Source organism: Nesterenkonia muleiensis (assembly GCF_003600155.1).
GTDB classification, from domain to species: Bacteria; Actinomycetota; Actinomycetes; order Actinomycetales; family Micrococcaceae; genus Nesterenkonia; species Nesterenkonia muleiensis.
The window spans coordinates 49,467-70,348 of sequence record NZ_QWLD01000038.1 but is presented as its reverse complement, the minus strand read 5'-3'; the positions used below and the strand labels follow the sequence as shown (position 1 = coordinate 70,348).

The following is a 20,882-nucleotide window of genomic DNA, read 5'->3' as shown; positions in this document are numbered from 1 at the left end:
TGTGGGCTATTTCTTGCCTAAACTATCGTCATCAGGGGCCACCGAACGCAGCAGGGACTGCTCAGTGCCTGCCTGAGCCGAGTTCACCGCCGGAGCTGGCTGCTTCGAGGCTCTTCGGGGCACCGTCCTCATGATCGCCGCTGTGCTCCAACGCCTCAAGGTACTCCTCACGGGAGACCGGTTCCACCCGGTCCTCGAACCAGATCTTGTTGAGCCAAGTGCGGAACTTCTCAGTCCGGCTGACCTTACCCTTGGCATTGGTCCGCGGTTCGCTCGGCTCCGGGGCCTCGTAGGAGACCAAGGTCCACAGCTCGTACTCTGAAGGCAGCTTATGCCGCTCATGGAACCCGCCATCAGGGCTGACCTCGATCACACCTGCTTCGTGGCCGTGCAGAGCGACCTCACGGTCTTTGCGCTGCAGCGCCAGGCAGATCCGCTTGGTGAGGATGTAGGCGATCACCGGACCGACGAAGAACAGTACTCGTGACCAGTAGGTGATGTCATTGAGACTGAGCTGGAAATGCGTGGCGATCAGATCGTTGGAGCCCATACCCCACATGATGAAGTAATTGGTCATCACCGCCGCGCCGACCGCGGTACGGGTCGGTGCGTTGCGCGGACGGTCAAGCAGGTGGTGTTCCTTCTTGTCACCGGTGATCCATGCCTCCAGCCACGGCCAGATGAACAACCCGAGGAACAGCACAGCCACCGGAATCATGGGGGCCAGCACAGGGAACGCCACCGAGTTGCCGCCCCACGGGGTGGGGATGTTGAACTCCAGCGGTATCGGCCCCAGGTACCCGGGCATCAGACGCAGCACGCCCTCGAACGGACCGATGTACCAGTCCGGCTGCGCTCCGGCCTGCACCGGTGACGGATCATAGGGCCCGTAATTCCACAGCGCGTTGATTTGGAACGTACCGGAGATCAGGCAGAGGATCCCCAACACAATGAAGAAAAAGCCGCCAGCCTTGGCCGCGTAGACGGGGCCGATGGGGTAGCCGACCACATTGCGCTCAGTGCGGCCTGGGCCAGGGTATTGCGTGTGCTTATGCACTACCACCATGAACAGGTGCACTGCGATGAGAATGAGGATCATCGCCGGGATGATGAAGATATGCAGGGAGTACAGGCGCGGAATGACTTCATTGCCGGGGAACTCCCCGCCGAAGAGGAAGAAACTGATGTAGGTGCCGACCACGGGAAGGGCCTTGATCATTCCGTCGATGATGCGTAGGCCATTTCCGGAGAGCACCTCGTCAGGCAGCGAATAGCCGGTGAAGCCTGCACCCATGCCCAGCAGCAGCAGTGAAGCACCGACAACCCAGTTGAGCTCACGGGGCTTGCGGAACGCTCCGGTGAAGAACACCCGAAGCATGTGCACGGCCATCGCCAGGACAAAGAGCAGGGCACCCCAGTGGTGGAGCTGCCGCATAAAAAGCCCCCCGCGCACATCGAAGCTCAACTCAAGCGCCGTGGCGTAGGCCATGGACATCTCAAGACCCTGCAGCGGCGCGTAGGAGCCGGAGTAGCGAGTAGTGGACATGGAGGGGTCGAACCAGAATGTGAGGAACGCTCCGGAGACAACCACGATGATAAAGCTGTACAGGGCGACTTCACCAAACATGAAGGTCCAGTGGTCCGGGAAGATCTTTTTGCCGAACTCACGGACCATGCCGGTACCACCGACGCGCTGGTCGACGTAGTTGGCGATCTTGCCCGACCGAGTCTTGGCCTGATATTGCTCAGCCTCGAGGTACTGAGCCTCGGCGTACTTCTCTTGAGAGGCGCTCATGCGGGAAAGTCACCTTCCGGGTCGGTCTGGCCGCGTTCCCAGTAGGTCGGGCCGATAGGTTCAGTGAAATCGCTGCGGGCGATGAGGAAGCCTTCATTGTCCACAGTGATCGGCAGCTGGGGCAGCGGGCGCCCCGCTGGGCCGAACACCACTTTGAAGTTCTCCGCGGCGTCGAAGGTGGACTGGTGGCAGGGGCACAGCAGGTGGTGGGTGTGCCGCTCATAGAGAGCAACCGGGCAGCCGACATGGGTGCACACCTTGGAGCAGGCAATGATTCCTTCGTGGGTCCAGTCTTCGCGCCCGGGGATCTGCTCATTGAAGTCATCGGGGTTCATCCGCATCAGCAGGACCACGGACTTGGCCTTCTCAGACAGCCTTTCGCCGTGACCGGAGATCTCGCGGAGGTTTTCGGGGATCACATGCATCGCCGAACCAATGGTGATATCCGCCGCGCGGATCGGGGTCCCGGTGGGGTCACGAACCAGGCGTACGCCCTCCGCCCATAACGAGTGGCGCAACCGCTCCACGCCGAAGTCCTCGCTGGTGTCAAGATCCCGGAAGAGCACCACAGCAGGCAAAGGCGCCAGCAGGGCCGCGGCGATCAGCGTATTGCGCAACAGGGGACGACGCTTGATCTGAGTCTCATCGATCACATCGGTGACGATCTGCTCCGCCTCAGCCCGGTCGGCCTCCTTGCGCAGTGGCTTGCGGTCCTCAACGATCTCATGGTCAGGCATCAGAGTCCTGGCCCAGTGCACCACGCCAAGGCCGATGCCCAGCATAGCCAAAGCGGATCCTACCCCGAGGAGGGTGTTCTGCACCCGCAGTGCAGTCATTCCCTCGAAGTAGTCGTCGAACTGATCCATCCGCGCTACAGCGAAATAGCCGACGAAGAAGATCACCGTTCCGATGATGGAGAGGAGAAACAGTGTCGCAACCTGGCGCTCACTGCGTTTGGCGGCTTTTTCGTCCACATCTGCCAGCCGGGGGCGGTGCGGCGGCAGACCCGGATTGTCGATGGCGTAGCCATTCGACTCCCCTTCGCCGGCTGTGACGACGGCGCCTGATTCGCCGTTACCGTGCTCGGCCATATGGTTTTCGTCCTTTGCTCTGTCTCAAGTGCGGTATGGGTGCTTGTGCTTGGTATGCCTGCTAGGAAGACCGTGAGGTCAGCCAGACCATCGACCCGATCAGCAGGGCCAGTCCGAGGGTCCAGATCAGCAGTCCTTCGGAGACCGGGCCCAGGGCGCCCAGCGAGAATCCTCCTGGTGATCCCTGCTGGTCGTAGGTCTGCAGGAACGCGATGATGTCCCGCTTATCCTCCGGCGGGATATTGGCATCGCTGAATACTGGCATGTTCTGCGGACCGGTGCTCATCGCGGTGTAGACATGGACCGGCTCGACTCCGAGGACGCTGGGCGCATACTTGCCCTCGGTCAGGGCCCCACCGGCACCCGCGGCGTTGTGACACATAGCGCAGTTGATACGGAAGAGCTCACCGCCCCGGGCCGGGTCGCCTTGGTCGACATCCAGCCACTCATCATCCGGGACAGCCGGGCCCGCGCCCAAGGAGGCGACATAGGCAGCCATTTGGGTGGTCTGTTCTTCATTGAACTGCGGCGGCTTCTGCGGGGCCTGCGGGCCCTGCATCTGCATAGGCATGCGGCCCGTACCAACCTGGAACTCGACCGAGGCCGCTCCGGCACCGATCAGAGACGGCCCGGCATCGGTTCCTTCGGCGTTCGGGCCGTGGCAGGTGGCGCAGTTGGCGGTGAACAGCCGTTCGCCCTCCTCGACCTGCTCAGCGCTGTAGCCCTCGGGCGTGTTCGATGCCTGTGCCTGGTTCACCGTGGTCGCAGCGGCGTAGAGGCCGCCAGTAACCAGCAGCCCCAGGAGGAGCAGCGCCACGAACGCGAATGGGTGGCGGCGCTTCTGCGAAAGTGCCTTCACTTCAGCCGGTTCCTTTTCTCTTCGGTGCGGTGTGGGTGTCTTGGGTGTCTCATGGGCCGATCAGATCAGCAGCGGGAGGATGTAGACCACACCGAACAGTGCGATCCACACGACGTCGACAAAGTGCCAGTAGTACGAGATCACAACGGCGGCATGGGCTTCCTTCGAGGTGAACTTCACGCTGTAGTAAGCGCGTGCAATCACGTAAAGGAAGGCGAACAGACCGCCGAGCACGTGCAGGCCGTGGAAGCCAGTGGTGATGTAGAAGGCCGACCCGAAGGCGTTGGCCTGAATGGTCACTCCGTGGGTCACCAGGACGGCGAACTCATAGGTCTGTCCGGCGATGAAGATGGAGCCCAGCAGGAAGGACAGGATGTACCACTCGACCATTCCCCATGACTTCACCTGCCAGGGGCCGCCGGTGCGGCGCGGCTGGTGCCGCTCCGCGGCGAAGACGCCGAACTGTGCGGTGAATGAGCTGGAGACCAAGATCACCGTAATGACAGTGGCCAGGAAGATGTCCAGCTCCGCACTGTAACTGGCCCACATTTCGGGCTGGGTGGAGCGCAGGGTGAAAAACATGGCGAAGAGGCCGGCGAAGAACATGAGCTCGCTGGTCAGCCAGACCATGGTCCCTACAGAAACCATGTTTGGTCGATTCGGCAGCGTGCGCGCCGGCGCGGCTGGGGCTTGGGTTGCAGACGTCACAGACACATTATGTCCTGAAATCGAACGGGATTGCATGCCGGTGAGGGGGTGTGGCGTGCGGCGAAGACGCTGTGATTCCGCTGTTGCCGCGTGTTTCCTGGGATCGGCGGAACAAGCGAGTGACGAAAGTTGCACAAATATTTCTACACGGCGTCGAAAAACTCGCTCCACGGGGTGCCGCCGGGTGACATATTGTGGTTCTCATGAATGCTGAAGAGCTGACCTGGCCTGCGCTGCTCGAGACCCTTTTGGAGGGCAAGGACCTCACCGCCGAAACCGCGGCCTGGGCCATGGATCAGCTCATGGGCGGTGACTTGACCGAATCGCAGACCGCGGGTTTCCTGGTGGCCCTGCGTGCCAAGGGCGAGACGGGCGCGGAGCTTCTGGGCCTCTCGGAGTCCATGATGAACAAGGCTGTCCAGATTTCGATACCGGGAGAGACTCTGGACATCGTGGGCACCGGAGGGGACCGACTGGGTACTGTGAACATCTCCACTATGAGCTCCTTGGTGGCCTCAGGGGCCGGTGCCACGGTGGTCAAGCACGGCAACCGGGGTGCCTCCTCCACTGCAGGGGCTGCCGATGTGATCGAGGCGCTGGGCGTGGATCTCACTCTGCCTGCCGAGCGGATCGCCTCTGCGGCCGGGGAGGTAGGTATCACCTTCCTCTTCGCTCAGCAGTTTCACCCGGCGATGAAGCATGTCATGAGTGCCCGGAAGTCCTTGGGCGTGCGCACAGTTTTCAACTTCCTGGGGCCTATCTCTAACCCCGCACGGCCTGCTGCGCAGGCACTGGGATGCTCCAGCGCCGATCTCGCACCGCAGATCGCCCAATCACTGGCAGTGCGGGGAACACGCGCGCTGGTCTTCCGCGGACATGATGGCCGCGACAAGATCACCACCTCAGCGGCCACCGATATCTGGGAGGTCCGTGAAGGAGCGGTCACACACACCGAACTGCGCCCCGAGGACGTAGGAGTCCCGACGGCGGATGTGGATGAGCTGCGTGGCGGCAGTGCTGAGCACAATGCCAGCATCGTCCACCAGGTGCTCAGCGGCCAGACCGGTCCTGTCCGGGACGCTGTGCTGATCAACGCTGCGGCCGGGCTGACTGCCCTGGAGGAATCAGCCGAGGCCGATCTGGTCACCAGACTACGATCGAATATGCAGCGGGCAGCGGAGTCCATCGACTCCGGGAGGGCCGCCCGAGTATTGGAGGGCTGGATCAGCTTCAGCCGGTCCTAGGGCCCTTAGGCGGCCCGATAGGCCCATCGGTGGCCATTGTCAGAGCCAAGATCAACGTCGTATGGAGACCCCGAACGAAAAATCAGACGGAAGGGACCTCCGCTGAGCCCTGCTCGTCGTCATGACCGAAGGGATCCGGATCCTTCCCGGGCATCCATGAATTTCCTGCCTGACTCCAGCCCTCCCGCTTGACCACTTTCTTCCACTGCTTGGCATAGCGGTCGGTGAGGCGATTGACGTAGAGGTACCCGTCCAGATGGTCGTACTCATGCTGCAGAATGCGTGCGAACCAGCCGGTGGCCTCGAACTGCACAGGGTGTCCTGCCGCGTCCAACCCGGTGATTTCTACATGGCCGCTGCGTTTGAGCGGGAAGCTGTACCCCGGCGCCGAGAGACAGCCCTCAGCCTCGTGATCCGGGTCCGGCATCTCCTGGGACACCTTGCCGATCAGCCGCAGCCGCGGGTTGATGATCACACCGCGGTGGGGAACGTCGCCCGTCTCAGCGTACTTCCAGTTGAAGATCCGCAGACCAACCCCGATTTGGGGCGCGGCCAGTCCGACTCCGTTGGAGGCGTCGAGCGTCTCATTCATATCCTTGATGAGAGCCTGGATCTCAGCATCGATCGTCTGGACCTCGGAGGCACGTCGGTGGAGCACGGGCTCGCCGTGAATGACGATGGGGCGGACAGTCATTCTAGTGGGCGTAGGTCTTGCGATTGCCCTCCATCACCCAGCCGGTGACGAAGAACAGCGTGGGCAGCAGCCCCACGAAGAGTACCCACCAGTCGATGGCAACGCCGAAGAACAAGAACGCCAGGCTGAACCCCAGTCCCAGCGGCCACCAGCTCCACGGGTAGAAATCCCCGTAGTTGCCGGCCATATCGGAGATCTCCCCCTCTGGATTGTCCCCGTCCAAGGTTTCGTGGTGCTTATCGGTGGAGCGGAGGTACCACCAGAGCATGAAGCCCAGCCCGGCTGTCAGCAGCAGCAGCGGGAAGCCCGCCAGCTCGTCGAAACCGGTCACGAATCCGTAAATGAAGGCGACCACCAACGCGAACAGGCCGATGCCGCCGAAGAGGACGATATTGGTGCGCATCAGATACCTGCCTTGTCTTTCTGGTCAGCTGGGCCGAACACTTTGCCTGCCGGAGTCTGCAGGCTATGCCGCTCCGACAGCTCCGGGTGATGCAGATCCAGTGCCGGGCGCTCCGAGCGGATGCGCGGCAGCGAGTGGAAGTTGTGCCGCGGAGGGGGGCAGCTGGTAGCCCATTCCAGGGAACCTCCGAAGCCCCACGGATCGTCCACGAGCACCTTCTTGCCCCTGCGGTGGGTGATCCACACATTCCAGAAGAACGGGATGAGCGAGGCGCCCAGCAGCATGGAGAACACGGTGGAGAACTGGTTCATCGCCGTGAACCCGTCTTCAACCATGTAGTCGGCATAGCGCCTCGGCATACCCATCACGCCCAGCCAGTGCTGGATCATGAATGTGCCGTGGAAGCCGATGAACAGCATCCAGAAGCTGATCTTGCCCAGACGCTCGTTGAGCATCTTGCCGGTCCACTTGGGCCACCAGAAGTGGAAGCCGGCGAACATGGCGAAGACCACCGTGCCGAAGATGACGTAGTGGAAGTGCGCCACCACGAAGTAGGTGTCGGAGAGATGGAAATCAAGGGGCGGGGAGGCCAGGATAATGCCGGTCAGTCCGCCGAAGAGGAAGGTGACCAGGAAGCCGAGGCTCCACAGCATGGGGGTTTCGAACGTGATGGAGCCACGCCACATGGTGCCTATCCAGTTGAAGAACTTCACACCTGTGGGTACGGCGATGAGCATGGTCATCAGGGCGAAGAACGGCAGCATCACCGCGCCGGTGACGTACATGTGATGGGCCCAGACCGTGACCGACAGGGCAGCGATAGCGATGGTCGCGTAGACCAGGCCTTTGTACCCGAAGATCGGCTTGCGGCTGAAGACCGGGAGGATCTCAGAGATGATGCCGAAGAACGGCAGGGCGATGATGTACACCTCTGGGTGGCCGAAGAACCAGAAGAGGTGCTGCCACAGGATGGCCCCACCGGACTCCGGGTCGAATATGTGGCCGCCGAAGCGCCGGTCCAGGCCCAATCCGAACAGCGCCGCAGCCAACGGCGGGAAGGCCATCAGCACCAGGATGGAGGTGATCAGGGTGTTCCAGGTGAAGATCGGCATCCTCCACATGGTCATGCCTGGTGCGCGCATGCAGATGATGGTGGTGATGAAGTTGACACCCCCGGCGATGGTGCCGAAGCCGGTCAGTGCTAGGCCGAAGACCCATAGGTCACCGCCCACTCCCGGGGAATAGGTGGCATCAGACAGCGGCGCGTAGGCGAACCAGCCGAAGGAGGCCGCCCCCTGCGGGGTCAGGAACCCGGCCATTGCCACCAGTGAGCCGAACAGGAAGAGCCAGAAGGCCAGTGCGTTCAAGCGCGGGAACGCCACATCCGGCGCGCCGATCTGCAGGGGCATGATGACATTGGCGAATCCGGCGAACAGCGGGGTGGCGAACATCAGCAGCATCACCGTGCCGTGCATGGTGAACAGCTGGTTGTATTGCTCCTTGGTCTGCAGGAACTGCATGCCCGGCTCGAACAGCTCCGCCCGGATGATCAGTGCCATGACCCCGCCGAGGCAGAAGAACAGGAATGAGGTGATCAGGTACATGTACCCGATGGTCTTGTGGTCGGTGGTGGTCAGCCAGCTGACCACGATCCTGCCCTTGGAGACCGGTACCGACCGGGACACCTGGCGGGAATCGTCCGAAGAGTATTCCATCGTCGTCATCATCAGCCGTTCCCTCCGGTCAGCTCTGCGGAGTCATGGAGATTCGGGTTGCGGTTGTACTCATCACCCAGATGTCCCTCATCAAGGCCCTCAAGATACTCGATGAACTCATCATCCTCTACGACAGCCACGTTGAACAGCATTTCGGAGTGGTACTCGCCGCAGAGCTCAGCGCATTTGCCATCGAAGACGCCGGTCTCCTGCGGGGTCAGGTAGATATAAGTGGTGCGGCCGGGCACCATATCGCGCTTCTGCAGGAAGGCCGGGACCCAGAAGGAGTGGATGACGTCGCGAGACTTCAGCTCGAAGGTGATCTCGTGGTCCACCGGGAGGTAGATGGTGGGCAGAGTATCCCGCACACCTTCCTCTCCGGTGAGGTGAGCCTGAACGCCGGTGTCATGGACCTCGTACTCGGTGCCGTCGTCAGCGGTGTAGGTGTAGTTCCAGTCCCAGGCCCACTGCTTGCCGTAGACCTCGATGGTCAGATCAGGGTTGTCGTGGGGTTCATCGACTGAGCGCTGCACCTGATCGGTGTAGAAGAAGAACACAGCAACCATCACCAGTGGGATCATGGTGTACATGATCTCCAGCGGGATGTTGTAGGCCAGCTGCCGGGGGTAGCCCGTCTCGCCCTTCCTGCGGCGGTAGGCGACGATGCACCAGAGCATCAGCCCCCAGGTCACCACTCCCACAACCAGGGCAGCGATCCAGGAGTTGACCCACAGATCCGTCAGTTCAGCGGTGTTGGACGTGGTGTCACGGTCTCCGGGCAACCAGCCCCGTCGTGCGGGGTGATCCTCTGCACAGGCGGTGAGCACCAACAGTGCTACACCGGCCAGGGCCAGCGACTTAGCCGTGCGGCTGAAGCTGCCGGTTCGTTTCTGCGAAGAACTCACAGACGGCCCTTCCTCTTTCACTTGTGAGCGAGTGGCTCGCGCACTATCACTTGGGTCTTGACCAACGCAGTGCACGCGGTGATCAGCGACGTCTTTACGCTGAGCATAAGACTACTACGACTCGTAGAGAAAGTGCGTGAGCAAGACACTCCTGTCACCGGGCCACAGACGCAGAAACCCGCGCCCCTCAGCGGGACGCGGGCGCGAATATGACTTCTACATTACGTAGAGAAGGTTGTGACAAGGCGGCTGAGCAGGCCTCAGCGGCGGTGACGCGGCCAAGAGAAGAGCGGCTCCCCCGCCGTCGGTCGCCCGATTGAGGTCAGTGAAGACCGCAAACTTGCTCCGGGTCCTGCGAAGCCATTGAGGGCTGCCCGCCGAAAGCGCGCCACCCACTCAGTGGAAGGAGTCGCCGCAGGCGCAGGAACCGCCGGCGTTCGGATTGTCGATGGTGAATCCCTGTTTGGAGATGGAGTCCTCGAAGTCGATCTTGGCACCCTCCAAATAAGGGACGCTCATCTTGTCGACCACGACCTCTACGCCGTTGAATTCGCGGAGCGCGTCACCGTCGAGCACTCGCTCATCGAAGTAGAGCTGATAAATCAGTCCGCTGCAGCCGCCCGGCTGCACGGCGACCCGCAGTCGCAGATCAGTGCGGCCTTCCTGTTCCAGCAATGAGGTGACCTTCTGGCTGGCAGGTTCAGAGAGCTCTACGCTGTGCGTTGTGAAGCCCTCCACCTCCGAGCCGCGGATCTCGGTGGCTTCAGTAGTCGCCTCAGTGGCAGTGCTCATGATCTCCCCTTGATGTCTAGGTCGGCGGGCAGTTCCTACGTCCTGAAGAGTATCAACGACGCCCGGGCCTCCATCATTCCCGTGTGGACTGGGTCACCAGTACACTGGTTCGGTGCTTGGTTTTAGGAAGAAGAATCAGAATGAGGCGGCAGAGGCCGCCGCTGCCCGGGAAGCCTCCGAGGCGGAGGCCGCCGCTGTCCTGCAAAAGAGGCTCCCGGAGAAGAAGGGCGTGCCCACGCCTCGGCGGAAGGATCAGGAGGCTGCACGCCGCCGGCCCTTGGTCCACAATGACCGCAAGGCTGCCCGCGCCGCTCAGCGAAAGGCTCTTCAGGAGCAGCGAGCGAAGGTTCGCCAGGCCATGGAGACCGGCGAGGAGAAGTATCTTCCGGTCCGGGACCGCGGACCGCAGAAACGCTGGGTCCGCGACTACATCGATGCCCGCACCGGCATCGGAGAGTGGATGCTCATCCTGGTGCTGCTGTTCCTGTTCATCTCCTTCCTGATGACTGAGGAGACTCGCGCTCTGATCTCCTATCTGCTGTTCATCCTGATGTTTGCCGTCTTGACCGAGCTGTTCTGGGTCGCCCGCCAGGCCCGGAAGGGCTTGGAAGCCAAGTTCGGCCTGGGGAACGTGGAGAAGGGCGTGCGGTTCTACGCCTCCATGCGTGCCCTGCAGATGCGCAGACTGCGGCTGCCCAAGCCGCTGGTCAGCCGCGGGGAGTACCCGGGTTAGTCGTCCCGGCGGCGGGGAAACCCCGCTCGTGTCTCGGCCGCGTTGCCGAGGCCTTCACGTCTGAAGTCGGCTCTGTCGCTTCGCTCGAGCCTCAAGTCCTTTGTTGATGCGGCGGACCCAGAAGGGGCCCTGATAGATGAAACCGGTGTAGGCCTGGACCAGTGAGGCGCCCAGCTGCAGCCGCTGCGCCACATCCTCAGCACTCACCACACCGCCCACGGAGATGACGACGACGCCCTCAGGAAGCCGTGCACGAAGCCGCACCAGAACCTCCTTGGAGCGTTCGGCCAGCACCGGCCCGCTGAGCCCTCCCCCGCCTGCGGCCCCCACCTCGGCCGCGGGTGTCTCAAGCGCATCCCGGGAAATCGTCGTGTTGGTGGCGATCACCCCATCCAGGCGCAGTTCGGTCACCAGGTCAGCCACCGCGTCGATGTCCTCATCGGCGAGGTCGGGGGCGATTTTGACCAGCAGCGGCACATGCCTGCCGGCTGCGGCGTCGGCCTCGTCCTTGACCGCGCGCAGCAGCGGCCGCAGGGAGCCGATCTCTTGAAGCTGACGGAGCCCGGGGGTGTTCGGCGATGAGACGTTGACCACCAGGTAGTCAGCCACCGGCGCCAGAACGGCAGTGCTGGTCAGGTAGTCGTCCACCGCGCCCTCCAGCGGGACGACCTTGGTCTTGCCGATGTTGACTCCGATCACCGGGGCGTGGCGCCCGGCCGCGCGGAGCTTGTCGATCCTGCGGCGAGTACGCTCAAGCCGCTGACGCACTTCGGCCGCACCCCGGTTGTTGAATCCCATCCGGTTGATCAGTGCCGCATCCGCCGCCAGCCGGAAGAGTCTGGGCTTCTGGTTGCCGGGCTGGGCCCGGGCGGTCACTGTGCCGATCTCAATGTGTCCGAAGCCCAGGCTGGCCAGCGGAAGAATCGCAGCAGCGTCTTTGTCGAAGCCCGCTGCCAGTCCGAACGGTGAAGGAAAGTTCAGGCCCAGTGCCTGAGTGCTGTGCCCCGCCTCTGGCCGGGTGAGCTTCTCCAGAAGCAGGCCGCCTCCGCAGCAGTAAGCGGCCCGCAGGCCAGCGACCGCCAGGTGGTGCGCCCTCTCTGGATCCAGGCGGGAGAAGATTGCGCGGAAGGCGAGCTGGTAGATGGGTGCAGGCATAGGGTCGATCCTATCTAGACTGGGGCCATGACGGCATCAGCAGAATTCACTGCTCAGCTGCTGGAGGACTCAGCACCTGATGTGTGGGCGGACGACCACTTGGCGGGCTGCTCGCGGAGGCACCTGCCCCTGGAGGACGACTTCGAGGGCCCGGTCTCCGCCACCCTGGTGCGCTATGACCGTCAGCCCGAAACAGCCGGAGCAGCCCCGGTGCTGCAGATCCACGGCTGGTCAGACTACTTCTACAACCTGCCGATGGCTCAGCAGTGGGTCGCCCGCGGCCATCGGTTCTACGCATTGGATCTGCGCAAGTACGGCCGGAGCCTTCGCGAGCACCAGACACCGGGGCATATCGAGGATCTGGCACATTACGACGCCGAGATCAATGCCGCCTGCGCGGTGATCGCAGCAGAGAATCCGAACTCCCCTGCACCGGTGATCAACGCGCATTCCACCGGAGGGCTGGTCGCCGCCCTGTGGGCCGAACGTCACCCGGGGCGCACTTCTGCGCTGGTGCTGAACTCGCCATGGCTTGAACTTCCCGGTGATCTCCCCGCTCGTACCGCGGCCGAGGGGATCGTCACCCCGCTGACCCTGGTGAAGCCGACCGCGGAGCTGAAGGTGCCCCGCCTGGAAACATATTGGCAGTCGCTCTCCGCAGAGGCGCATGGGGAATGGACGCTGCACCCGCTGTGGCGCCCGTCGAAATCCTTCGGTATGACCATAGGCTGGCTCAAAGCTGTCTTCGCCGGGCACCGGCAGGTCTACCAGGGGCTGGACCTCGACGTACCCGTGCTGGTGCTGCTGTCGACCAAAACCGTCTACCGCGCTCAGTGGACCCCGGAGCATCAGGAGGCCGACAGCGTGCTGGATGTGGAGCTGCTGGCCCGCCGTGCCGTCAAGCTCAGCCGACGTGTGACGGTGGTTCGGGTGGCCGGGGCGATGCATGACGTCTTTGCCTCCGCGGAGGCGGTGCGCACTGCCGCGTTCGAGGAGGCCATGCGGTGGCTACGCGCCTATGGTGAGCCGCTGACCGAGTCCACTGCTCCGCCGAACCGGCGGTCACGCTTAGCGTAGATCTCGATAGCCTCCCACAGGGTGGTCCGGTCGACGTCGGGCCAGAGGGTGTCCATAAAGACGAACTCCGCGTAGGCGGACTGCCAGAGCAGAAAGTTGCTCAGCCGCTGCTCTCCTGAGGAGCGCAGGAAGAGATCGACATCCGGCACATCGGGCTGCTGCAGGTGTGCTCCGATCGTGGACTCGCGGATGCGCCGGGGATCGATGTCTCCGTGTGCGGCCTTCTCCGCGATCCTGCGTACCGCGTCGGCGATCTCAGCGCGGCCCCCGTAGTTGACGCACATGGTCAGCGTGGCCCGGGTATTGTGCCTGGTCAGTGCCTCGGCAGCCTGCAGCTCCTTGATGACTGAGCGCCAGAGCCTCGGCGTCCGGCCGTTCCAACGGATCCGCACCCCCCAGGAGTGGAGCACATCGCGCTGGCGGCGGAGCACATTGCGCGAATAGCTCATGATGAACCGCACCTCCTCTGGGGAGCGCTTCCAGTTCTCCGTGGAGAACCCGTAGACGCTGACATGTTCGACGCCGGCCTCTATCGCCCCGGCCATGACTTCCATCAGACTGCGCTCACCTGCGCGGTGACCCTCGGTGCGCGGCAGGCCACGCTGATTGGCCCAGCGCCCATTGCCGTCCATCACCACAGCCACATGCCGGGGGACGAACTCGGCCGGAAGCTCGGGTGCGGTGGCACCCTCGGGGTGCGGCCAGGGGTCCTGGTACTCGGATGCACGGGAGGTCACGGTGCTCATTGTGCCAGTGGTGACAGCTTCAGTGTGCGTAGGCCCGCAGAGAGGTGAGTCTGCGTTCCAAGTGGTGCTGGGCGTAGTCGGTGATCACCGCCAGTGCCTCGTGGCGGATGTCGGCGGCGGCGTCGGTGGACTCCCACTGACCGTGCTGCAGGGCGTGCAGGAACTCTGCGGTGCCGGACGGGAGGCTCCGGGTGCCGGGGGGCCTGCAGTCGGGGCAGACCGGCCCCCCGGCGGAGGCGTGGAACCCGGTGTGCGGACCCGGCTCACCGCAGCTGACACATACCGACCAGGTCACCGCCCAGCCCGCTGAGCTCATGGCCCGCAGCAGATAAGAGCCCAGCACCAGGTCCGGAGCGTGCACCCCCCTGGCCAGCGCTGAGCACGCCCCGTGCAGCAGGTCGAAGCTGCTGCGGTCGGCGGTGTCCCCGGTGTCGGTGAGCCGCTCAGCGGTCTCTGCCATGGCGGAGGCCGCGGTGTACTTCTCGTAGTCGGCGGCGATCATGGTCCCGTAGGCGCTGCGCCCCTGGGCCTGGGTGATGATGTCCAGGCTGCGGCCGTGGACGAACTGCATATCGGCCACCATGAAGGGCTCCAGGGTGGCGCCGAACTTCGAGCTGGTCCGGCGCACACCCTTGGCCACGGCCCGCACCAGCCCGTGGAAGGCGGTGAGCACGGTGATGATCCGGTCTGCCTCGCCCAGCTTCTGGGTGCGCAGCACAATCCCGATGTCACGGTAGCTGCGGGAGGAGAAAGTGGATCCGGCCATGGACCAAGGCTACTCCCAGAGGTGGGTGGGCACCGTGAGGCTCAGGCGGAGCGCTGCCGGGTGAGGAGCGCAGCGACGACTGTAGGCGTGATGTCGGGCAAGGCCTTGCCCGCCGAGAGCGGCCGGGACATGCGCCCGGCCGCGGAACTAGCGAATGGCGCGGTTGACCGCCGAGATCACCGCCTGCAGGGAGGCCAGGGTGGTGTTGTGGTCGATGCCCACCCCCCACAGGACGCGTTCGCCGATGGCCAGTTCCACGAAGCTGGCGGCCTGGGCGTCGCCGCCTGCGCTCATGGCGTGCTCAGTGTAGTCCAGCAGACGCACATCCACACCTTCGGCGGCCAGAATCCTCAGCAGCGCGTCGATCGGGCCGTTGCCGGCTCCGGTGAGCCGGCGGAGCTGGCCGTCCGCGTGCAGCTCAAGGTCCATGGAAAAGTCGCCCTCGGCGGTGGAGGAGGTCTCCACGGTGCCCAGCCGGTAGTGCCCCCACTTCCGGCCGTTCTCCTCTGCCGGGAGATACTCGTCCTGGAACAGCTGCCAGATTTCATTCGGGGAGACTTCCCCGCCCTGGGTGTCGGCCCGGCGCTGAATCACGCCGGAGAATTCGATCTGCGCCCGGCGGGGGAGGTCGATGCCGCGCTCAGCCTTGAGCACATAGGACACGCCGCCTTTGCCGGACTGAGAGTTGACCCTGATCACGGCCTCGTAGCTGCGCCCGATGTCCTTGGGATCGATCGGCAGATAGGGCACGGCCCAGGTGATCTCATCACGCGAGGCCCCTTCATCCTCGGCGCGGGCGTCCATATGGCTGAAGCCTTTGTTGATGGCGTCCTGGTGGGATCCGGAGAAAGCGGTGAAGACCAGGTCCCCGCCGTAGGGCGAGCGCTCCGGCACCGGCATCTGGTTGCAGTATTCGACGGTGCGGCGGATCTGGTCCATATCCCGGAAGTCGATCTGCGGGTCCACGCCCTGGCTGAACAGGTTCATGCCCAGAGTCACCAGGTCCACATTTCCAGTGCGCTCACCATTGCCGAACAGGCAGCCCTCGATGCGGTCCGCCCCGGCCTTGTAACCCAGCTCCGCGGCGGCCACACCGGTGCCACGGTCATTATGCGGGTGCAGCGAGAGGATGATCGCCTCCCGCGGGTGCAGGTTGCGGTGCATCCACTCAATGGAGTCGGCGTAGACATCCGGGGTGGCCATCTCCACGGTGGCCGGGAGGTTGACGATGACCGGCTTCTGCGGGCTCGCGCCGAAGATCTCGACCACCTCGTTGGAGATGTGGGCGGCGAAGTCCAGCTCGGTGCCGGTGAAGGACTCGGGGCTGTACTGGTAGACGATCTCGGTCTCCGGCTGCTCGGCCAGCAGCTGCTCCTCGAACTTCTTGCACAGCCGGGCGCCGGTGGTGGCGATGTCCACGATCCCGGCCCTGTCCTGTTTGAAGACCACCTCACGCTGCAGCACTGAGGTGGAGTTGTACAGGTGGACGATGGCTCGCGGGGCCCCGGCGATGGCCTCGAAGGTCCGTTCGATCAGGTGTTCTCTGGCCTGTGTGAGCACCTGGATGTACACGTCGTCGGGAATTTTTCCCTGCTCAATGAGCTGGCGGACAAAGTCGAAGTCGGTCTGGGAGGCTGCGGGGAACCCCACCTCGATCTCCTTGTAGCCCATGGACACCAGCAGATCGAACATGCGGTGCTTGCGCTCGGGGCTCATCGGGTCGATGAGCGCCTGGTTGCCGTCGCGCAGGTCGACCGCGCACCAGCGGGGGGCTTGGGAGATGGTCTGGTCGGGCCAGGTGCGGTCCGGCAGCGAGACAGTGATCTGGTCCTGGAACGGGATGTACCGGTTGAACGGCATCGGTGAGGGTTTCTGCAGAGTGCGCATGATGAATTTCCTTTGAGTCAGGGCGGCTGTGCGAAAGGCCGAAGGGGCCGGATCAGATACCGGTGAGACTCCGCAGCGGGGATTCGGCCTTGGGAAACTCTTGCGCTGTGTCAGGCGCGCAGGAGCTCTTCCCCGCTGCGGCGGAGAAGTAGTAGCTCTAGCTGCGCGTATATGACGATGTCCTGCACATCACCGAACCTAGCACAGATCACGACGCCGCCGGGACCTGTGCGGCGAAGCTGGATATGATCGGGCTGCTCGCGCTCCGCGGCTTCAGGCGTGAAGCCCGGCGCAAGCCGGACGAGAGTGGCCGCCACATGTGCGCGGCCACGGGACAAACTCAGAAGCCGAGCCGGTTGAGCTTCTTGGGATCGCGCTGCCATTCCTTGGTGACTTTGACGTGCAGGTCCAGATAGACCGGGGTGCCCAGCAGCTTCTTGATACCGGTGCGGGAGGCGCTGCCGATCTGTTTGAGCCGTGAACCGCCGCGGCCGATGATGATTGCCTTCTGCGAATCGCGCTCCACATGGATGGTCGCGTGGACATCCAACAGGGGTTTGTCCTCGGCGCGGCCCTCACGCGGGAGCATCTCCTCCACCGTCACCGCGATCGAATGCGGAAGCTCGTCGCGCACATCCTCCAGCGCTGCCTCACGGATCAGCTCCGCGACCATGACCTGCTCGGGCTCATCGGTCAGCTCTCCGGTGGGATACAGCGGTGGAGACGCAGGCATCATGGCGATGAGCTCGTCGGCGACGACGTCGACCTGTTCACCGGAGACCGCCGAGACCGGGATGATCGCGGCGAACCCCTCGGCCTGCTGTCCCTCACCTGCCAGGTGATTCTGGCCCAGCTGGTCGACCGCGATCAGCTGCTGGGCCAGATCGGCCCGGGAAATCTTGTCGGTCTTGGTGACCAGAGCGACCACCGGCTTGTGCGGCAGTTTGGTCAGCTGTCCGGCGATGAACTTATCACCGGGTCCGATCTTCTCATCGGCCGGTAGGCAGAGCCCCACCACATCGACCTCACTGAGGGTGTCGATCACCAGATCGTTGAGCCGGGAGCCCAGCAGCGTCCTGGGCCGGTGCAGACCGGGAGTGTCCACCAGCACCAGCTGGGCACCGGGAGAGTCCTGAGTCTGTTCCCGGTGCACGATTCCACGTATCGTGTGCCGTGTGGTCTGCGGCTTGGAACTGGTGATCGCCACCTTCTCCCCCACCAGCGCATTGGTCAGGGTGGACTTGCCGGCGTTGGGGCGTCCCACAAAAGAGGTGAATCCTGCCCGGTAGTTCTCGTCATGGTCGGGGAACTGCGGCAGGTCTGGGAGATGCTGGATCATGGCCCGAGCCTACACAGGATCACAGGTGCGCTCTTCGCTGTTCGGGCATGAGATCGGCCCCAGGGGCCAACAACAGACCGCCTATCTGCGAGCATCGGCGGGCTCGAACTCATTGAGCTCACGGGTCGCCTCGTCCTCGTCCTCGGTGCCGACGCCGCCGCGAGCACCCCGCCGCTCCTCCGACTCCCAGGCCAAGACGTGGGAGACCCGGTTGCGGCGTCCGCCGAGCCGGTCAGCATGGAGCACGACACCGTCGATCTCCACCTCGGAGCCGGCGATCGGCACCCGGCCCAGCATCTTGGCCAGCAGACCCCCCACCGTGTCGACCTCCTCCTCATCATCGAGGTCGAGTCCGAACAACTCGGCGAAGTCGCCCACGTTCATTCTGGCAGAGAGCCTCAAGCGGCCGTCGTCGAGTTCTTCGATCTCAGCGTCCTCACGGTCGTACTCATCGACGATCTCCCCGACCAGCTCCTCGATGAGATCCTCCATGGTCACCAGACCCGCGGTGCCGCCGTACTCGTCGATCACGATGGCCACATGGGTGGACTCCCGCTGCAGTTCGGAGAGGAACTCGCCGACGGTCTTAGACTCGGGCACATAGCGAACGTCGCGCTGCAGCTCCTCCACCCGGATAGCCGAAGAGGTCCGCCCGGTGAACTCAGCGGGCACGCGCCCTATCCGCAGCATATGCTCCAGGTAGGCAATGTCCTTCAAATACACCATACCGGTGATCTCATCGGCCGATCCACGGGTCACCGGCATCCGGGAATGTCCCGAGTTCAGGAAAAGCGTCATCGCACCGTCGAGATCGGAATCGGCTTCGACGGTGACCATATCGGTGCGTGGGACCATCACGGCGCGCACCCGGGTGGTTGACATATCCAGCACCGATTCGATCAGCTCGGCCTCGGAGTCCTCGATCACATCGGACTCGTTGGCACGTGCGATGTACTCCAGAAGCTCGTCATCGTCGAAGAACCCTTGGTCCCCGGCGGTGCCCGGGAGGATCCTCCCGCCCACCGCCGAAAGCCCCGCAGGCACCGGTCCCAGCGAGATCCGCAGGCCGCGCACCATACGAGCGGTGGCCGAGGCGATCGGCAGATGATGCGCACGGCCGATTTTCCGCGGTGAGACTGCCGCCGAGAGCACGCCGATCACAGTCAGCGCCGCGGCAGCTGTCAGGGCGCCGAGCTCCACGTCTCCGGTGAGGCCGATAGCGGAGACAGTGATCAGCACGATGGACACAGTGGTCAGCACCCAGCGCCAGATCTGCAGCGCCAGAGTATGCGGGACCGGTTGCCGCAGGATGCGCTCCACTGCTTGGGAACCGTGCCTGGCGGCGATCTCCTCGGCCTCCTTGCGGGTCAGCCGGAGGAATGCCGCCTCAGCGGTGGCCAGCAGAAAGGCCAGGAGCCCAGCCGCCGCGCCGGCGCTGATCAGCAATGCGGTGGTCATGCCTCAGTCTCCGTAGGCACCGGTGCCGGCCTGCCCAAATAGGCCGAGAGCAGCTGGGACTGCAGGCCGAACATCTCTGCACGGCCGGCGTCGTCGTGATGGTCGTAACCCAGCAGGTGAAGCAGTCCGTGGGTGGTGAGCAGGAACAGCTCATCGAGCAGCCGATGCCCCGCGGCCTTCGCCTGGGCAGCCGCCACTGCCGGGCAGAGGACGACGTCGCCCAGCGTCCCTTGGTCTGTGGGGGCCGCTGCGGTGCCGGGGCTCAGCTCGTCCATGGGGAAGCTGAGCACATCGGTGGGCCCGGGCAGGTCCATCCATTCCCGGTGCAGGCGTTCCATCTCGGACTCATCGACCAGGGTCACCACAAGCTCCACCTCAGAGCCCAGATGCAATCCGGCGTAGAGGGAGGCCACCAGGTCGGTCAGCTCTGCGAGGTGCTCGGCGGTGATGAGCGGACTGGCTGAGGCCTCGTCGAGGGTGAGGGTCATCGCCGCTTCCTGCTCTGGTGCCTCTCGTAGGCGTCCACGATCCGGCCGACGAGCTCGTGACGAACCACATCTTCGGAGCCGAAGCGGGAGATGGAGATGTCCTCGACGCCTTCCAGGATCTCCAGCACAGTGCGCAGCCCGGAGTCAGTCCCCCGCGGCAGATCCACCTGGGTGATGTCTCCGGTGACCACGATTTTAGAGTTGAAGCCCAGCCGGGTCAGGAACATCTTCATCTGCTCGGCGGTGGTGTTCTGCGCCTCGTCCAGGATGATGAACGAGTCGTTCAGCGTCCGGCCGCGCATATAGGCCAGTGGGGCCACCTCAATGGTGCCGGCGGCCATCAGCTGCGGGATCGATTCGGGTTCGATCATGTCATGCAGGGCGTCGTAGAGCGGCCGCAGGTAGGGGTCGATCTTCTCGTGGAGCGAACCGGGCAGGTAGCCCAGCTTCTCACCGGCCTCCACCGCGGGGCGGGTGAGAATGATCCGGTTGATCTCTTTGGCCTGCAGAGCCTGAACCGCCTTGGCCATTGCCAGGTAGGTCTTGCCGGTGCCAGCCGGGCCGATGCCGAAGATGACGGTGGACTCATCGATGGTGTCCACGTAGGCCTGCTGGTTGGCTGTCTTGGGCCGGATGGAGCGTCCGCGGTGGGAGAGGATGTTGGTGGCTACCATCCGTGCGCTGGTAGGCGCGTCCTGAGCACGGACCATGGTGGCGATCTGCGCGACGACGTCCTCTGTGGCGGTAGTGCCCGAGGCCGCCAGGGTCTTCAGCTGAGTCAGAATCTCCACGATCTGATTGGCGTCCTCGGCCGCACCTGAGACGGTGACCAGCTTCTCCCGCAGCCCGATGGAGGCCTCCGGGTAGAGCCCGGCGAGGATACGCAGCGCCATGTCCTGGACGCCGAGGGTGCGGAACATGGTCTCGGCGTCGGCGAAGTGGACTTCGCGCTCAACAAAGGTCGGAGTAACAGTCTCGGTAATCAGATGCCTCACTTGCTCGGGTAATCGGTGGTACTAGGATACGT

Annotated in this window: 20 protein-coding genes; 3 read left to right on the top strand and 17 right to left on the bottom strand. The window is 63.8% G+C overall.

All coding sequences use genetic code 11. The features are described 5' to 3' along the window. Positions 1–61: 61 nt before the first annotated feature. From qcrB to ctaE, 4 genes are all read right to left on the bottom strand, one after another. A complete protein-coding gene (qcrB, locus tag DVO78_RS10170) occupies positions 62–1,795 on the bottom strand; it encodes a cytochrome bc1 complex cytochrome b subunit (protein WP_120004795.1) in 1,734 nt (577 codons plus the stop codon). Next, positions 1,792–2,886 (bottom strand): cytochrome bc1 complex Rieske iron-sulfur subunit, encoded by a 1,095-nt coding sequence (gene qcrA, locus DVO78_RS10165; protein WP_120004794.1) that lies wholly within the window; start codon positions 2,884–2,886, stop codon positions 1,792–1,794. The genes qcrB and qcrA overlap by 4 nt, the downstream gene beginning before the upstream one ends. A 61-nt stretch (positions 2,887–2,947) precedes the next feature. Continuing rightward, positions 2,948–3,745 carry a cytochrome bc1 complex diheme cytochrome c subunit gene (gene qcrC / locus DVO78_RS10160; protein ID WP_120004793.1) on the bottom strand — a complete coding sequence of 266 codons (798 nt, stop codon included), beginning with the start codon at positions 3,743–3,745 and terminating at the stop codon, positions 2,948–2,950. Positions 3,746–3,805: 60 nt separating this feature from the next. Continuing rightward, positions 3,806–4,453, bottom strand: a complete 648-nt coding sequence (ctaE, locus tag DVO78_RS10155; protein WP_476638904.1) for an aa3-type cytochrome oxidase subunit III — start codon at positions 4,451–4,453, stop codon at positions 3,806–3,808. Positions 4,454–4,656: 203 nt separating this feature from the next. Here ctaE and trpD point away from each other — a divergent pair, with 203 nt between their 5' ends. Next, entirely contained in the window at positions 4,657–5,697 is a 1,041-nt protein-coding gene (gene trpD / locus DVO78_RS10150; protein WP_120004791.1) for an anthranilate phosphoribosyltransferase, read from the top strand. Between the two features lie 82 nt (positions 5,698–5,779). On the opposite strand, the gene def is transcribed toward trpD, so the two are convergent. From def to DVO78_RS10125, 5 genes are all read right to left on the bottom strand, one after another. Next, the gene (def, locus tag DVO78_RS10145; protein ID WP_120004790.1) at positions 5,780–6,391 is read right to left on the bottom strand and encodes a peptide deformylase; all 612 of its coding nucleotides are present in this window, start codon (positions 6,389–6,391) and stop codon (positions 5,780–5,782) included. Position 6,392: 1 nt separating this feature from the next. Beyond that, a complete protein-coding gene (gene ctaF / locus DVO78_RS10140) occupies positions 6,393–6,794 on the bottom strand; it encodes an aa3-type cytochrome oxidase subunit IV (protein ID WP_120004789.1) in 402 nt (133 codons plus the stop codon). After that, entirely contained in the window at positions 6,794–8,518 is a 1,725-nt protein-coding gene (gene ctaD / locus DVO78_RS10135; RefSeq protein WP_120004930.1) for an aa3-type cytochrome oxidase subunit I, read from the bottom strand. Before ctaD ends, ctaF begins: the two co-directional genes overlap by 1 nt. 2 nt (positions 8,519–8,520) lie before the next feature. Further along, positions 8,521–9,414, bottom strand: coding sequence for an aa3-type cytochrome oxidase subunit II (ctaC, locus tag DVO78_RS10130; RefSeq protein WP_238385248.1), 894 nt, complete (start codon positions 9,412–9,414; stop codon positions 8,521–8,523). 396 nt (positions 9,415–9,810) lie between these two features. Beyond that, positions 9,811–10,206 (bottom strand): HesB/IscA family protein, encoded by a 396-nt coding sequence (locus tag DVO78_RS10125; RefSeq protein ID WP_120004788.1) that lies wholly within the window; start codon positions 10,204–10,206, stop codon positions 9,811–9,813. 112 nt (positions 10,207–10,318) lie between these two features. On the opposite strand from DVO78_RS10125, the gene DVO78_RS10120 reads away from it, so the two are divergent. Continuing rightward, the gene (locus tag DVO78_RS10120; protein ID WP_120004786.1) at positions 10,319–10,939 is read left to right on the top strand and encodes a DUF3043 domain-containing protein; all 621 of its coding nucleotides are present in this window, start codon (positions 10,319–10,321) and stop codon (positions 10,937–10,939) included. A gap of 54 nt (positions 10,940–10,993) precedes the next feature. Here the strand turns inward: DVO78_RS10120 and DVO78_RS10115 are convergent, their stop codons facing one another. After that, positions 10,994–12,094 carry a quinone-dependent dihydroorotate dehydrogenase gene (locus DVO78_RS10115; protein WP_120004784.1) on the bottom strand — a complete coding sequence of 367 codons (1,101 nt, stop codon included), beginning with the start codon at positions 12,092–12,094 and terminating at the stop codon, positions 10,994–10,996. Between the two features lie 27 nt (positions 12,095–12,121). Between DVO78_RS10115 and DVO78_RS10110 the strand changes: the two genes are divergently transcribed. Next, entirely contained in the window at positions 12,122–13,171 is a 1,050-nt protein-coding gene (locus DVO78_RS10110; RefSeq protein WP_120004782.1) for an alpha/beta hydrolase, read from the top strand. On the opposite strand, the gene DVO78_RS10105 is transcribed toward DVO78_RS10110, so the two are convergent. From DVO78_RS10105 to DVO78_RS10070, 7 genes are all read right to left on the bottom strand, one after another. After that, positions 13,111–13,917, bottom strand: a complete 807-nt coding sequence (locus DVO78_RS10105) for an isoprenyl transferase (protein WP_120004780.1) — start codon at positions 13,915–13,917, stop codon at positions 13,111–13,113. The genes DVO78_RS10110 and DVO78_RS10105 overlap by 61 nt on opposite strands. A gap of 19 nt (positions 13,918–13,936) precedes the next feature. After that, positions 13,937–14,683, bottom strand: a complete 747-nt coding sequence (gene recO / locus DVO78_RS10100) for a DNA repair protein RecO (RefSeq protein WP_120004778.1) — start codon at positions 14,681–14,683, stop codon at positions 13,937–13,939. A 147-nt stretch (positions 14,684–14,830) separates the two neighbouring features. After that, the gene (gene leuA, locus DVO78_RS10095; protein ID WP_202912150.1) at positions 14,831–16,570 is read right to left on the bottom strand and encodes a 2-isopropylmalate synthase; all 1,740 of its coding nucleotides are present in this window, start codon (positions 16,568–16,570) and stop codon (positions 14,831–14,833) included. A gap of 340 nt (positions 16,571–16,910) precedes the next feature. Further along, on the bottom strand, positions 16,911–17,909 hold the full coding sequence (gene era / locus DVO78_RS10085) for a GTPase Era (RefSeq protein WP_120004772.1): 999 nt from the start codon (positions 17,907–17,909) through the stop codon (positions 16,911–16,913). Between the two features lie 81 nt (positions 17,910–17,990). Then, positions 17,991–19,367 carry a hemolysin family protein gene (locus DVO78_RS10080; RefSeq protein WP_120004770.1) on the bottom strand — a complete coding sequence of 459 codons (1,377 nt, stop codon included), beginning with the start codon at positions 19,365–19,367 and terminating at the stop codon, positions 17,991–17,993. Beyond that, entirely contained in the window at positions 19,364–19,855 is a 492-nt protein-coding gene (gene ybeY / locus DVO78_RS10075; RefSeq protein ID WP_120004768.1) for an rRNA maturation RNase YbeY, read from the bottom strand. Before ybeY ends, DVO78_RS10080 begins: the two co-directional genes overlap by 4 nt. Then, positions 19,852–20,850: a PhoH family protein gene (locus tag DVO78_RS10070; RefSeq protein ID WP_420799089.1), complete on the bottom strand. Its 999-nt coding sequence runs from the start codon at positions 20,848–20,850 to the stop codon at positions 19,852–19,854. The genes ybeY and DVO78_RS10070 overlap by 4 nt, the downstream gene beginning before the upstream one ends. Positions 20,851–20,882: the final 32 nt, after the last annotated feature.